This is a genomic window from Flagellimonas meishanensis (assembly GCF_019880545.1).
In the GTDB taxonomy this organism is placed as follows: domain Bacteria; phylum Bacteroidota; class Bacteroidia; order Flavobacteriales; family Flavobacteriaceae; genus Flagellimonas; species Flagellimonas meishanensis.
Genome location: NZ_JAINVW010000001.1, coordinates 1,448,680 through 1,463,915 on the forward strand (window position 1 = coordinate 1,448,680; position 15,236 = coordinate 1,463,915).

Here is a 15,236-nt window from a genome sequence, read left to right on the forward strand (position 1 = left end):
ATATTGCCCAACCCCATCCAAGATGATGGAAAGTTTCCCCTGCTATGGAAAAGAAGGTTGGCGGACCGTCCCAATATATTTGTTGGGACGGTTTTTTTATATTTAATGCAGCGGGTTAAAAACTATGAAAACTGTGAACGGGAACAATATGGCAAGTCCATCCAATTTTGAAAAACTTTTTCTAAAGATTGCCGAGGTTGGAACGCTTAAAAAAATTGCAAAGGGCACGGAAATCCTGCGTGAGGGGCAGTACGTAAAAGTTGTCCCTTTTGTACAAAGTGGGCTTATCAAAGTGTTCACGCGTTACGAGGACAGGGAACTTTTGCTCTATTACATCCAGCCCAATGAGAGTTGCATTATGTCCTTTTCTGCAAGCATCAATAATGAGCCCAGCCATGTTTTTGCTATCACGGAAGAGGATACCGAGGCCATTCTGGTTCCCGTGAACGCATTGGACGAACTTGTGAAGGAGCATCCCAATGTGAACAACTTCTTCTTTCAACAATACAAAGGCCGGTATGCCGAACTTTTGGATACGATCCAGCATGTTCTTTTCGACAAAATCGATAAGCGATTGTACGAACATCTAAGGGACAAGGTGCAGCTGAAAAATGAAAATCCGTTGCAAATATCACACCAACAGCTAGCCAATGAAATTGGAACCGTTCGGGAAGTTATCAGTAGGGTCCTGAAAAAACTCGAGGGAGCAGGCATGGTAAAACAGCTCGGCAACAAAATTCAAGTGTTGGACCTGTGACCAAAGTCACTGCGCATCCCATTTGCTCTATTTACCTTTGAATGGAAAGAGATATGGAGCAGAAGTGGTCAATAGTGGTTTTGTTAAAATAATTCATCACCACGGCACCTTACCATCCATAATTGTGTTTAACCAAAGTTTTGTATCATGAAAAAAAATATGGGGTCCGCGGACCGAATCATTCGTTTTATTTTGGCAGCCGTAATTGCCATACTCTATTTTACCGGAATCGTTGGCGGCACTTTGGGAATGGTGCTCCTAGTCCTGGCAGGCGTTTTTGTACTCACCAGTTTTGTGAGTTTTTGTCCCTTGTACGCCCCCTTCGGAATCAGCACTTGTGCAATGAAAAAGAAGTGACCTTTCGATTGCAATGCATTGTAAAAGAGCGATTTATCGCTCTTTTTTTTATTTTTTATCAGGATTTCTTGACGTTGGATTGTTATATATACAAAGGAAAATTCCAAATCTTACAAGTAATCAAATTTATTGTTATGAAGCATTCAGTTTTATTTAGTATTGCAATTGGCCTACTCGTTGCCAGCTGTTCAAGTGATGATATGGATGAAAGCAGGATCCGCCTTAAGGTTGGGGCCACCAACGCAGTAGGCGCAAGTGCCAAATCGGTTAACCTTGAACAAAAGAACAATGCCAATGTTGTTTTTACCGATTTTCGCATTTCCATCAGGGATGTGGTGTTCAAGAATGATGATGACCCCAATAGCAACCTTGATACCGATGAGATACAGTTTCGGGGCCCCTACCAAATTGACCTATTGAACGGAGGGGATGCCATTACGCAGACCATTGGGGACGTTGTAGTTCCAGATGGAACCTACAAAGAACTTCGTTTTAAATTTCATAAGGATGAGGACCTGCCTGCCACAGATGATCTTTTTGATCGGTCCATCTATATAGAAGGAACCATAAACGATGTGCCCTTTGTGTTCTGGCACGATACCAGCGAAAACCTCGATGTGGGCAGAAGCACTGGTGTTCAGGTAGCTGGTGGGGTCATTGATTTCACGGTAACGTTCAGCATGTCACAGTTTCTTAGTTCATTAAAGGAAATAGATTTAAGCCTTGCTGTGGATGGCAATGAAAATGGGATCATCGAAATTTTCCCCAACGATGATGATGGTAACCAATTGATTGCCAAAGACCTGAAAGACAACATCAAAGAAACGGCTGATTTAATAAATCAGTAGTGGATATACGTAAGTTTCGTTTGAACATCCATGACAGAGGTTAGTCATGGATGTTTTTTTATAACGAATTTTGATTATAACATTTTGAGATGGTCGTACATCCTTTCACGCATTTTTTCATCGGGCATAGTGCCATGACCTGCCATCATGTTGTCCAACGCATGATGGGATTTGGAGGTTCCGGGAATTACGCAGGTAACCGCTTTGTGCGACAGGATAAATTTTAAAAAGTACTGTCCCCAACTCCGTATTTCCAATTCGTCGCACCAATTTGGCAATGGCTTGTTCCTGGTAAGACGGAACAACGACCCTCCTTCAAACGGTCGGTTGATCAAAACAGCAGTGCCGTATTTTGCGGCTATGTCCAGAAGTGATTTTTCGGCATTCCGTGAACCAATGGAATAGTTGAACTGGACAAAGTCGGGCCGTTCATCCTTAATAACCGATGCCAATCGTTCGTGGGCGCTATCCACATAATGCGTTATGCCCCAATACCGGATAATCTTTTCGTCCTTTAACGTTCGAAGTGTTTTTACATGCGTCTGGAAATCCATCAAATTGTGTATCTGTATCAAATCCATCTGTTTTCTTCCCATTTCGGCCATGGAATTTCTAATTTGATGCCGGCCCGCTTCCTTGCCTTGGGTCCACACTTTTGTCGCATAAAAAAAATGATTGGGATATCCCGTTTGCTGGGTCAGATCGCCGACCACGGATTCGGAATTTCCATACATTGGGGAGGAATCTATCACCTTTCCCCCTTGATCGTGCATTTTTTTCAACACCTCCAACAAAACATTCCGTTGTTCCTGCGCATATCCGACATCAAAAGTCTGCCAGGTTCCCAAACCTACCACGGGAATTTGTTCCTTGGAAGAGGGAATGGCTCTGTGGAGCATTTTACCGGAAAGGAAATCATCCACAATGTGGATGGGCATGAAGAGGCTTGCGGCTCCCAATCCAAACACTTTCATTGTTTCCCTGCGTGATTTAATTATATCCATATCAATTGTCTTTTACTTCTTTTTTTGAATGCTCCCATCCTAATCTAAGTCCATTGTACGACCATAAAAGTGCCAACGGAACAGCGACCAGGGCCATTGTTGACAGGCCGAATCCCAAGGCGGTAAGCCCAGCAAAGAGCCATCCAGTCATGGCATCACCTCCCCTGTATATAGCGGTGTCTATGAAATTTTTGGACCTGTATTTATGGTCATGGGGAGTAACCGTAAACAGGATTTCCTTGCTTGGGCGTAATAGGAAAAAATTTCCCGCCCTATGCAAAATTAGCAATATGGCTATCATCACCAGGGATAGTTTAAAGCCCATCACAAACAAACCGCTTGCAACCAAAAGTGGAATTACGGCCATGGTGAAAGGCAATCCAATTTTTTTAATGATGCGTGCGGTAAAGAACAATTGGCCCGCTATGGCCAATGCGTTGGTGGCAAAATCCACTTGGGAGAAGTAGGACATTCTTTCATTGCTGGTCAAACCCGAAATTTCCAATACATGGGCCTGTTCAAAATACAAGAACGTTGAAACGGACGTGTACAATAGCACAAAGGTTGCAATCCCCAATAGGTAATTGGATTTAAAGGTACTGCTGATAGCGTAAAACAGACCTTTGTTGGGAAGACTCAACTTTTTATGGGCGTTTCGGGCGCTTTTCAAAAGTTTGGCCTTGCCAATAACAAATAGTCCGGCCATGCAAACCATTCCAATCATAAGAAAGCAACCTGCCACGAGGAGCATTTCCATAAAGTCCAAGCGGTGGGAGAGATAATTGGATAACAGTGGCCCGGCCAAAGCACCCAAACTGCCACCCGAGGCAATCACACCAAATATTCGTTTTGAGGAAAGGCTGGAAAACAAATCCGCCATCAAGCTCCAAAAAAGAGAGACCGCAAACAGGTTAAAGACGCTGATCCATATAAAGAAAATCGTGGGCAACCAATGCATGCCGATTCCCAAGCGGAAGAGGCCATAAAAGCCCAAAATGTTAAGAAGAAAGAAGCTGTAGCAAAAAAGCAGCAACCGAAATGGAGTAAATCTTTGGTTTAAAAGTCCAAAAATGGGAACAATGGCAATCATTACCAAAAAAGTGCCTGTAAAGAGCCATTGCATGTTTTCCGCACCATTTTTTATGCCCATTTCATCCCGAATGGGCCTTAGTATGAAATAGGCACAAAGCAGACTGAAGAAAAACAAAAAGGAAAGCAGAACGGCGCTCCGTTCCCCACGTTTCACGAACAATATTTTCTCTAGGATATCCACTGATTTGAATCACAAGGCGTTTGCCATGATTCAAATATGACGAGGCTGAAGGCAATAATCTTTTTGATTTGGAAATGAGGCTGACGGATTTATAAATCTGTCCCCTCGCTGGCATTGCGGAATTCTGATGGGGTTTGCGCGGTGGCCTTCTTAAATGCCTGGTTAAAGGATGAAAGCGAGTTAAACCCACACTCATAGGCAATGGCGGCAATCTTTAAGCTCTCATAATTTGCATCCACCAGCATTTCCTTTGCCTTTTCAATGCGATAGGCGTTCAGGAAACTTGAAAAATTCTGACCAAACTCCTTGTTTATTAGGTAGGACAATTTGTAGGGTTGTATGTTCATTTGCTTGGATAAGCTGCCAAGGGTGCAATCTGGGTTCAAGAATGGCTGCCCCTTTGTCATATATTCCAATAGCCCTGCAGTCAGCTGTTCTGTTTCTTCCGGGGTCATCTGAATGGTTTGATTCCCCTTGCCTACGTTCAACACCTGCGGATATTTGAACACAAAAATGCTGCTTGCGAACAAAAACAGCGCATAGATCATGGGCCCCAAAAGATAAGGTGTCAGTCCCAGCATATAATTCGAGAAATAGGCAAATTGCAGTAAAAACCCTCCTACCAACAACAATAGGTACCAATACTTTCGTTCCTTTTCAATGGTTTGGCTCCAATCTCCACTACGGAGCGCCATAAAGAACAAAACCCAAGTTCCCAAAATATACACCGCTTGATGCACAAGCAGTGCGGAATACCCAAAAGTGTACCAAAACCCGTCCAAGGTAAGGTTGGAAACCGTCAGCAACAAAAACAGTGAGGGTACAAAATGGAACAGGAATACACGTTTCCATTTTTTTCTGAATAGTTCGCAATATATATATAGGAATAGCGAAGGGCCATAAACGGAGTGTGCAAGGAACCCAAGATTCAATATCCATAGCTCTAATGCATCCACATAGACCCACAGTAGGGATTTGGCTATTCTCAATGTAACGCTGAAGAACACAATGCTGAGCAATAAGCCCGAAGGGTTTTTTTTTCGCGAGATATAGGAAATAATGGAAAGATAAAACCCCTGCACCGCAGCGACCACGGCAATCAATAGCTCAATTTCTTTGTTGATTTTTAAAACATGCATGGATCGACCAGATTGGCTCAAAGGTTAAATTTAGATAATTTATTCTTTAAAAATCCCATTTCACATTGATGCAAGGCTAATTGGGGGTCGTGACGCTTTTGAAAGTATTTAAATGTCCACGGCATTGGCACAAGTTTATCATAGTAATGTGGACATAGTGCTTTTATGGATGCTTCTATCACGCCCGTTTTGTGTTATTCTGAAAAAAGGTTCTATCTTATGAACAAGAATCTTCAAGAACAATGGAATTAAAAGGTATTTTCTGTTTTTTCTTTTTATTGTCTTTTGGCCTTTTTGGTCAAGAGCTTCCACCCATCCAAAACTACGCGCCTTCGGAATACCAAGCGGAAAACCAGAATTGGGCCATATCCCAGTCCAGAGAAAAGCTCATATATATTGCCAATAGCAAGGGGCTTCTTGAATACAATGGTGCAAAGTGGACCCTGTTTCCCTCACCCAATGGAACCATAATAAGGTCCGTGAAAGTGGTTGGCGACAAAATATACACGGGCTGCTACATGGAGTTCGGCTATTGGACGCAGGACAATTTGGGACGGCTGGTATACACCTCGCTTTCGGAGCAAATAAAGAAGAACTTAATTGAGGATGAGGAATTTTGGGGCATTTTTCACATGGATAAATGGATCTTGTTCCAATCGTTGAACAGGATATATGTGTACAACACCGAGGATGCCACTTTCAATACCATCGATTCTGAGACCACCTTGTTTCGCATGTTCCAGGTAGGTGGGAGCATTTATTTTCAAAAAAGTAACAAGGGAATCTACAAGATTGAAAATGGGCTGCCCATTTTGGTTTATGGTGGCGACCCCTTGGTCAAGGATGAGGTCATCAATATGTTCCAACGCGAGGATGATCTTTTGCTGGTTACCCGCAACAATGGGCTTTTCAGTGCCCAAGATGGAGCTGTGGAGCCATGGCAGTCCAGTTTGGATACGCTTTCGCCCAAGGTAAGCACGTATAGTGCCATCCGATTGGAAGACAACAGTTTGGCTTTGGGGACCATTTCCCATGGTTTGGTCCATCTTGATGAAAATGGATCCTTACTGCAACATATAGATCAGATCAGGGGGCTGAGAAACAATACCGTACTGTCCCTCATGGAGGATGCCGATGGGAATATTTGGTTGGGATTGGACAATGGGGTGAGCTATTTGAACCTGAAATCCCCTATCCGTGTTTTTTATGATAATAAGGGTGTTGTGGGAAGCATTTACGCTTCTACCGTGAAGGATGGGCTACTCTATCTTGGAACCAATCAAGGGCTCTTCTATAAGCCCATTGACAGTACGGAAGATTTTCAATTGATAAAGGGCACCCAAGGGCAGGTGTGGTCCTTGAACACTATAGATGGCACCCTCTTTTGCTGTCATCATCGGGGAACCTTTGTTGTTGAGGGGAATAGCGTCAAGCAGATTGCCAATGCCGAGGGCACATGGAAAATCGGGCGTGTACCGGAGAAACCGAATTGGTTGCTGCAAGGAAACTATGATGGGCTTTACGTTCTTGAAAGATCAGGAGAAGCGTGGAAAATGCGGAACAAGATCGATGGTTTTGACCATTCATCAAGATATTTTGAAGTGCTTGGAGAGCGGATTTTTGTGAACCATGAATACAAGGGAATCTTCAAAATGAAAGTGGACAGTAATTACCAAAAGGCGAGCGATATCGTTTTGGATACAACCATTAGGGGCTCCAATACGGGAATCATAAAATATAATGGAGAACTGCTGTATGCCTATAAAAAAGGTGTACTAAAATATGAGGAAGCCTCGGACAGGTTTATTAGGGACAGTGTTTTGAGCAATGCCTACCAAGAAAGTAACTATGTATCCGGGAAGATGATTTTGGATGAAGGGGAAGACCATCTCTGGATATTCACCAATGATGACATAGCTATAATTTCCCAGGGAAAATTGGCCAGTACGCCAATAGTGAGGTCGGTGCCCTTGAAGGAGGAAATGAGAAACGACATTGTAGGTTATGAAAATGTTACTGGACTTCCCGAAGGCGGGAACCATTTGATAGGTAGTAGTTCGGGGTATCTGATCATGGATATTGACCATTTTGAAGAACCGGAATTTGTTGTCAACATTGGTGACGTGTTAAAAATGGACAAAAAAGGCAATACCAAATCCTTGGTGGCGAGGAACGCGCAGGGAAGCTTTAAGAGCCAGGAAAACAGTCTGGAAATTTCTTTTTTTGCCGCAGAGTACAACAAATACCTGAAAACCAATTATCAATTCCAGCTGCAGGGAATCTACAACAATTGGAGCGGTTGGTCAGAGGAATCCACGGCAACCTTTGAGAACCTGCCCTCTGGGAACTATACCTTCAGGGTACGCGCAAAGATTGGTGATAAGGTATCGAGCAATGTCGCTTCCTATTCGTTCGTCATAAAACGGCCTTGGTACCTGTCCAATTTGTTTCTAATCTTATATGCAGTGGTTATTGCTTTGGGAATCATCATGGTCCATAATTCCTACAGACGGCACTACCATAAAAAGCAGAATAAGCTAATTGAACAAAATAAGCAGGAAATGGAGCTGGCCAAAGCCCAAAATGAAAAGGAGATCATCAAGATCAAAAACGAACAACTTCAGGAAGAATTCAAGAGCAAAAGCAACGAATTGGCGGCTTCCACGCTTAGCATCATCAGAAAAAATGAGCTACTTTCCAAAGTGAAGGAGCAATTGGTGTCCAATGTGGAGGATAAAGACTCCGTAAAACCAATAATTCGTGTCATTGATAAGAATCTTACCCAGAATGATGACTGGGAAATGTTCAAGGAAGCGTTCAACAATGCTGATCGGAGATTCTTGAAAAAGTTGAAAAAGGCACACCCAAACCTGTCGCCGAACGATGTTCGATTGTGTGCATATTTGAGGTTAAATCTTTCATCAAAAGAGATAGCGCCCTTGCTAAATATTTCCGTTCGAAGTGTGGAAATTAAACGCTATCGTTTGCGAAAAAAGATGGATTTGGCCCATGAGGACAATCTTGTAGACTATATACTAAAGCTATAACACTATACAGATTCTCACTTTTACCTAAACAATACCTATACAAACCAGTTTTTCGCCGTTGCACAAATGGAATGGTAAGTTCACGCATCCCCTATAAAAACTGGAGAAATATCAATATCACAAAAAAAATCACATTTCTTTAAGCTGTATACTTTTTGTTGAGGTATTTTTTATGGAATTCATAGTTCTTTAAGTTAAGTTTAACGTTCCGCTTTTGTCGTTTTTTCACATTTAGCGGTAAGGTAAGATTCTGTTGGGCACTTTTTCTAACAAACAATACCAATTTCTGATTGGATTGTTAGCCGAAATAACTCAACAGGGGAACTCAACTAAAACTAGACACTACTATGAAAAACTATCTGCACGTACTGATTTTTTTATTGGTTGGCATGAGTGTCCACGCACAAACGGCAAAGGTGTCCGTGGTGAGTGGGGAAACGGGCACAAAATTGGTGGTCAATGGAGAGGATTTCATGATCAATGGAATGAACTGGGACTACATTCCCATTGGCACCAATACCGTAAATGCAAATTTCTGGAACAAGTCGGATGACATAATCAAGGCTGGACTAGACACCGAAATGTCCCTATTGAAGAACATGGGCGTGAATGTTATACGCCAATACACCGGTGTTCCCGCAAAGTGGATCAAATACATTTATGAGAATTACGGAATCTACACCATGCTCAACCATTCCTTCGGACGGTATGGATTGACTTTGGACGGGGTATGGACCCCAGTGACCATTTATGATGATCCCAAAACCGCGGCCTTTTTAATGGCCGAAGTTGAACAATTGGTCAATGAATACAAAAACACCCCGGGAATTTTACTCTATTTACTCGGGAACGAAAATAATTATGGTCTGTTTTGGGCGGGAGCCGAAACCGAGGACTTTCCGGATGATGAAGGAAGGATTCAATTTATAGGGGAAAGCAGGGGACGGCCCATGTACCGTTTGATGAATGAAGCGGCCAAAAAAATGAAGGAATTGGATGCATCGCATCCAGTGGCTATTTGTAATGGTGATGTGCTCTTCATTGATATTGTTGCCGAAGAGTGCAAGGATGTCGATATCTACGGCACCAACACTTATCGCGGTGTATCATTTGGCGATATGTTCCAAGTGGTGAAGGACAAGCTGGACAAACCCGTAATGTTCACCGAATTTGGAGCCGATGCATTCAATGCTGTTGAAAATAAGGAAGACCAATACTCACAGGCGTACTATATGGTAGGCAACTGGAAGGAAATTTATGAAAATGCCGAAGGCTTGGGTAAAGTTGGTAATTCCATTGGAGGCTTCACCTTCCAGTTTAGTGATGGCTGGTGGAAGTTTGGTTTTGACAAGCGTGAGAATGCCGATGTCCATGATAACAACGCGTCATGGTCAAACGGAGGATATGCCAGGGATTTGGCAGAACCCGGTGCTAACAATATGAACGAGGAATGGTTTGGAATCTGTGCGAAGGGAGCAACAAACCCTAGGGGGCTCTATGAGCTATATCCCCGTGCAGCCTACTATGCGTTGAAGGAAGCCCATCAACTGAATCCTTATGCAGAAGGAGTGGACCTTGGATTTGTTCAAAACCACTTTGATAATATAGAATTGATGGAAGCCGTGCTGAAAGCACGCGGAGATAAGGCCGCTTTGCAGGGCGAGCAGAGCAACCTACTTCGCATAAGTAATTTAACAGCAAGATTTTCCACATTCAGTACAGGTGGTAGTCTGATTACGACACCGGAAAATGCCGACCCTGACGACCCAAACACATTCCCAAACCAGTTGGGCTTTGATCACATGCAATCTTATTTTGTTGGGGTAGAAGGCAATCCCGCCTCCAACATGCGGGCCGAGGTAAACTTTAACGTAGTTGGAAATGTGGCACAGAATCCCATCAACGAGATTTTTTATGAGAATAATTCCCGGCCAATAGAGGTCAATACCGATCAGGGCAACGTGCTTGTGCAGGATGTAAATAGGATACGGGTGTACCAAGCCGAATTCGAGTGGAAGGCCAAGGAATTTGATATAAGGGGATTCTATAGGACCGGGCACTATCATTGGGGCTACGAAGGCGACTTTTTCGGATTTTATCCAGAAGCCAATTATGGACCCAACTTGGATATATATAATGGTGAGATATTGGGTGCCGAAATCGATGGCAAAGGCCCACTAAAAGGTTTTAAGGCCGCCATAGGTCCACAATTATGGTGGGGAGCCAATCCAACGATGCTGTTCAAATACAGCACCCATATTGGCAAGTTTGATGTCACGGGTATATACCATAGGGATTTTGAAACCGATGTCGTTCTGGATGAAAACGGTAGAAGACAATTGGATGTGAACCAATTGCGTAGTGGGGTGATTCCACCTTGGCCCACCGAAAGAGCGGCATTGGCCATTGAAAGAGAGTTCGGTAAGTTCGGATTTGAAGTTGGTGGAGTATGGGCTGGTAGTCCATTGAATGGTATTGCCTTTCAAGATGTCAGAGGAACCCCCGGAAACTATGTGGTGTTTGAGGATAGAATCCAAGAAACCGATAACTGGGGAGGAAAATTCAAGGTAACCTATGAAGGAGGAAAATTCAACTGGTACGGTCAAACGGCCTATATGGGGCTTATAGCCAATGGAGGTGCAGACCAGACCTTGACGTTTACCGGTTGGAAATTGAGAGATACCGGAAGCGGTAACCAGGTCAATGTATTGTCCGGATTTACTTTTGCGACTGGCAATTTTCAAATTGCACCCAACTTCATGTGGCAAAAACCATTGGTTGATGCCATGCCACAAGATGTTCAGGGGCCAGGTAGGCTCAGAAATATTATTGACGACCCATTTGCGGTTAGGGCAAACCGAGAAACTACGGCCGGTGAAATATTGTTGACCTATGATCCCACACCAGGAACATGGATGTATGAGTGGGATAATGATAGAGCCGAGGATGCCAAGTTCGCAATGAACCTTGGTTTTGTCTACCGCCATTTGCCCACCACTATGGATGCGCACATTGGGTTTAATGCTCAAAGACAGTTTTTTGCCTTTCCAAATTCTGCACCTGCGGTTGATTTGTGGGAAGTCCACTCCAGAATGGTCTCAAAGCTTGGACCTGATTTGGGGATAATAGGAAATTTCTACTATGGCAATGGACAGGGCAATGGAGACTCACAACGATTGATCAATCGTTTTGGTGGCGATATCCGAATGATTTACAAAAACTTCAAATTACGCTACGAGCAAAAAATAAACGATTGGGGACCGTATGATTACCATCGCGATTTCAACTTGACATATCCTGTGCAGTTGATGTTGGATATATCCACAACCCTTGGAAAACCAGATTGGTTCATTTTACCGAGTACACAGGTGGGCATACGTGGCATATGGCGTTCCCTGAATGAATTTTCGCCACGGTATTTGCCCAATGTGGCCGAGGAATTTGCCAATCAACCCATAATTAGTCCTGTTGGTTTTGACAACGGTAACGAATGGGAGATCATGACATATATACACATCAACATCGGGAAATAAAAGTTTCAAAAATGAAAAATACTAGATATATCAACTTGCGCCTTATACTACTTTTAAGCATTGGGATTGTTACTTTCTACAGTTGTGAAAGAGATTTTTCCGATGATGTTGAGTTCGCCACCTTTCCTCCGAACGGAGATGTTTTCATTGATACCTTTTCAGCTGGATTGGACTATTTTCCTTTTGGTGGTGCAGATCCGCAGGCCTTTAGTGTGGAAACCGAGGAAGTATTCGATGGAGAAGCTTCCATGCGATTCGATGTCCCGGCATTTGGCAATAGCTTTGTGGGTGCTACTTTCAACACCACGGCAAGGAGGGACTTATCCAGTTTTGATGCATTGACTTTCTACGCCAAAGCTTCCCAAGCAGCGGACATCAATGAAATTGGATTCGGTGTTGACGGAGAGACGGCTAACAAGTTTCGAGTTGCTGCCCGAAATCTGGCAGTAAGCACGCGATGGGAAAAATATGTAATACCTATACCCGATGCTACTAGATTGGTCAGTGAAACAGGATTGCTTTGGTTGGCTGAGGGAGCATCCTTTGAAGGTGATGAGGGTGGATACGTACTTTGGTTGGACGAAGTAAAATTTGAAAAATTGGGCACTGTTGCCCAGCCAAGGCCGGCCATTTTTGGTGGAGAAGAACTTCAGGAACAGACTTTTATTGGTTCTACAATTACGGTGACAGGACTTACCCAAACGTTTAACCTGGGTAATGGCGTTAACCAAACCATTGACGTAGCTCCCTCTTACTATAGTTTTGAATCTTCAGACAATGGAGTGGCAACCGTAAATGAACTGGGGCAAGTTAATGTGATTGGAGCAGGGACTGCAACGATTTCCGCGATAATTGCAGGGGTTCGTGCAGAGGGTTCCTTGGAAGTAACTTCCATAGGTGATTTTCAGGCCGCACCTACACCCACCCGCCCTTCCGAAAATGTAAAGTCGATATTTAGTGACACCTATGTGAGTGAAACCGAAAGCAACTTTAACCCTGGATTTGGAGGTTCAACAACCGAATTTTCATTCAATACACTGAATAACAACACTATTTTAAATTACAGCAATAACAACTTTTCAGGAATCATCTTCGGGAATACAGTAGATGCCTCAGGCCTAACATTCTTGCACGTGGATGTTTATGTAGATCAAGCAGGGACTGAGTTTGAAATTCAGATAAGGGATATTGGAGCCAATGGAGAAATTAATACCGACGTGAACACCGGTCTTCCTATTGGGGATGATAGAGATCGAAGATTCACTTTCACGGGGCTTACTGCGGGTCAATGGACATCGTTCGATATTCCGTTGGATGGGGATATCGCTTCTCAAAAAAATAATTTGGGTGCACTTATTTTGGTGGGAGGCCCCAACTTCATATTGGACAATATATATTTCTACACTGAGTGATCAGGTATTGGAATCAACTTCAAAAAAAAATGAATATGAACATGAAAAGTATACAAACAAAGAAAACATCATTGGCAACTCTCAAATATATTTTGGTCGCTTGCTTATTGGTCTTTTTCGGATGTGAAACCGATGATACGCAGACCGTAGCCACCTTTACCCAACTGACCATGTCCGATGAATTCGATACCAATGGTGCCCCAGATAGCTCCATTTGGGGATTCGATATTGGAACTGGAGAAAATGGCTGGGGAAATCAGGAACTGCAGTACTATACCGACAGACCGGAGAACGTGAAGGTCCAAAACGGGATTTTATTGATAACAGCGAACCAAGAATCCTTCGAAGGGTCCAATTACACTTCAGCAAGGCTGATTACAAAAGATAAGTTCGAACAACGGTACGGTCGTTTCGAAGCTAGAATTCGATTGCCCTACGGGCAAGGAATATGGCCAGCTTTTTGGATGCTGGGAGCGGATATTGATGATAATCCGTGGCCCGGTGCTGGCGAAATCGACATTATGGAATACCGTGGGCAAAACCCTACCATATTGGTGGGGAGCGTGCATGGCCCTGGATATTCTGGCGGACAGGCAATTTCCAAAGAATATACCCTGACCAACGATAGATTTGATACGGGCTTTCATGTTTTTGGAATAGAATGGGGACCGGAATACATCAACTTTTATGTGGATGATGTGCTCTACAACCAAATCACCCCTGAAGATGTTACAGGCACATGGGTGTTTGATAAACCCTTTTTCATATTAATGAATTTGGCCGTAGGGGGAACATTCGTGGGTTCTCCAAACGCAGAGACAGAATTTCCACAAACCATGTTGGTGGACTATGTGAGGGTGTATGAGTATAACGAATTAAATTAAACTAACTATTAACTATAAGATTATGAAGCAGTTAATTAACAAATCCAAGCTGATATCCGTATTCATCTTGGCCCTATTTTTAGGATGTGAAAATGATGATAATGCATTGTTGCCACAGGTGATTTCGAGCTTTACCTTTACCGTGGATGAAGATACTGGTACTGTTGAGTTCATAAACATATCGGAAAAAGCTACAAGCTATGAATGGGATTTTGGTGATGGGGATACCTCCAATGAGATAAATCCTGTTAAAACCTATGGAGCTAGCGGCACCTATACCGTAGTGCTTACAGCTTCCAATACTGCAGGAGCTTCCAGTACTTTTGAAAGTGAAATCACGATTAATATCCCAGTACCTCCCTCGCCATTGGCGTTGCCAATAAACTTTGATGGCACCAATGTGGCTTATGGCGACATTGTGGGCGACAACATCGGATTCTCAGTAGTGGCAAACCCCGAAACCGGCAACGGAAACGATACCAATGTTGGACAAATGGAAACCGGTGGCGGTCAATTCCAAAATGTGCAATTCCCGTTAGGAACTGCTGTGGACTTCAGCGGTGATGATAAGACAATTCAATTGGAGTTGTTCGCCTCAACAGCAATCGATGTATTGGTCAAGTTTGAGGATGGTGCTGCAGGAGCACGAGATGTTGAGGTCTTAACAACCCATACCGGTTCAGGTTGGGAAACACTAAGTTTTGATTTTGCAACCAATGGAGTCGCCAGTTTTATTCAAGATGATCCCCAAAATGGCCAAGCGCTGGTTCCAGATGGTCAATACGGCAAATTGATATTATTTGTTGGCTTCAATACTGATCCTGGAGTTGAGGGAACTTTTTATGTGGATAACATTGAACAAACTGAATCTGATTCTGGTGGCGGCGGCGGTTCGTTGGATGACTGTGGCGGAGACCTGGTCAACGACTTCGAAACTGCCGATGACAGCATATTCGCCAACTTCGGTGGCGGTGTGGGCACC

Annotated in this window: 11 protein-coding genes; 8 read left to right on the top strand and 3 right to left on the bottom strand. The window is 43.4% G+C overall.

Going from position 1 to position 15,236, the window contains the following annotated elements:
* The first annotated feature begins 124 nt into the window (after positions 1 to 124).
* The 3 genes from K7G75_RS06540 to K7G75_RS06550 all read left to right on the top strand — a co-directional run bounded on the left by K7G75_RS06540 (position 125) and on the right by K7G75_RS06550 (position 1,962).
* On the top strand, positions 125 to 757 hold the full coding sequence (locus K7G75_RS06540; protein WP_222983410.1) for a Crp/Fnr family transcriptional regulator: 633 nt from the start codon (positions 125 to 127) through the stop codon (positions 755 to 757).
* Positions 758 to 904: 147 nt separating this feature from the next.
* Positions 905 to 1,114, top strand: a complete 210-nt coding sequence (locus K7G75_RS06545; RefSeq protein ID WP_222983411.1) for a YgaP family membrane protein — start codon at positions 905 to 907, stop codon at positions 1,112 to 1,114.
* Positions 1,115 to 1,248: 134 nt separating this feature from the next.
* Complete coding sequence (locus K7G75_RS06550; protein WP_222983412.1) at positions 1,249 to 1,962, top strand: DUF4382 domain-containing protein; 714 nt, start codon at positions 1,249 to 1,251, stop codon at positions 1,960 to 1,962.
* A gap of 74 nt (positions 1,963 to 2,036) precedes the next feature.
* Here the strand turns inward: K7G75_RS06550 and K7G75_RS06555 are convergent, their stop codons facing one another.
* The 3 genes from K7G75_RS06555 to K7G75_RS06565 form a co-directional block, all read right to left on the bottom strand.
* Positions 2,037 to 2,966 (bottom strand): aldo/keto reductase, encoded by a 930-nt coding sequence (locus K7G75_RS06555; RefSeq protein WP_222983413.1) that lies wholly within the window; start codon positions 2,964 to 2,966, stop codon positions 2,037 to 2,039.
* 1 nt (position 2,967) lies between these two features.
* Complete coding sequence (locus tag K7G75_RS06560; RefSeq protein WP_222983414.1) at positions 2,968 to 4,212, bottom strand: NTP/NDP exchange transporter; 1,245 nt, start codon at positions 4,210 to 4,212, stop codon at positions 2,968 to 2,970.
* A 116-nt stretch (positions 4,213 to 4,328) separates the two neighbouring features.
* Positions 4,329 to 5,378: a helix-turn-helix domain-containing protein gene (locus tag K7G75_RS06565; RefSeq protein ID WP_222983415.1), complete on the bottom strand. Its 1,050-nt coding sequence runs from the start codon at positions 5,376 to 5,378 to the stop codon at positions 4,329 to 4,331.
* A 242-nt stretch (positions 5,379 to 5,620) separates the two neighbouring features.
* Here K7G75_RS06565 and K7G75_RS06570 point away from each other — a divergent pair, with 242 nt between their 5' ends.
* From K7G75_RS06570 to K7G75_RS06590, 5 genes are all read left to right on the top strand, one after another.
* The gene (locus K7G75_RS06570) at positions 5,621 to 8,425 is read left to right on the top strand and encodes a helix-turn-helix and ligand-binding sensor domain-containing protein (protein WP_222983416.1); all 2,805 of its coding nucleotides are present in this window, start codon (positions 5,621 to 5,623) and stop codon (positions 8,423 to 8,425) included.
* A 347-nt stretch (positions 8,426 to 8,772) separates the two neighbouring features.
* Positions 8,773 to 11,958: a glycoside hydrolase family 2 TIM barrel-domain containing protein gene (locus K7G75_RS06575; protein WP_222983417.1), complete on the top strand. Its 3,186-nt coding sequence runs from the start codon at positions 8,773 to 8,775 to the stop codon at positions 11,956 to 11,958.
* Positions 11,959 to 11,969: 11 nt separating this feature from the next.
* Positions 11,970 to 13,370, top strand: a complete 1,401-nt coding sequence (locus K7G75_RS06580; RefSeq protein WP_222983418.1) for a glycosyl hydrolase family 16 — start codon at positions 11,970 to 11,972, stop codon at positions 13,368 to 13,370.
* A gap of 41 nt (positions 13,371 to 13,411) precedes the next feature.
* Entirely contained in the window at positions 13,412 to 14,254 is an 843-nt protein-coding gene (locus tag K7G75_RS06585) for a glycoside hydrolase family 16 protein (RefSeq protein ID WP_417950315.1), read from the top strand.
* Between the two features lie 22 nt (positions 14,255 to 14,276).
* On the top strand, positions 14,277 to 15,236 hold a 960-nt coding region (locus tag K7G75_RS06590), incomplete at its 3' end, for a PKD domain-containing protein (RefSeq protein ID WP_222983420.1).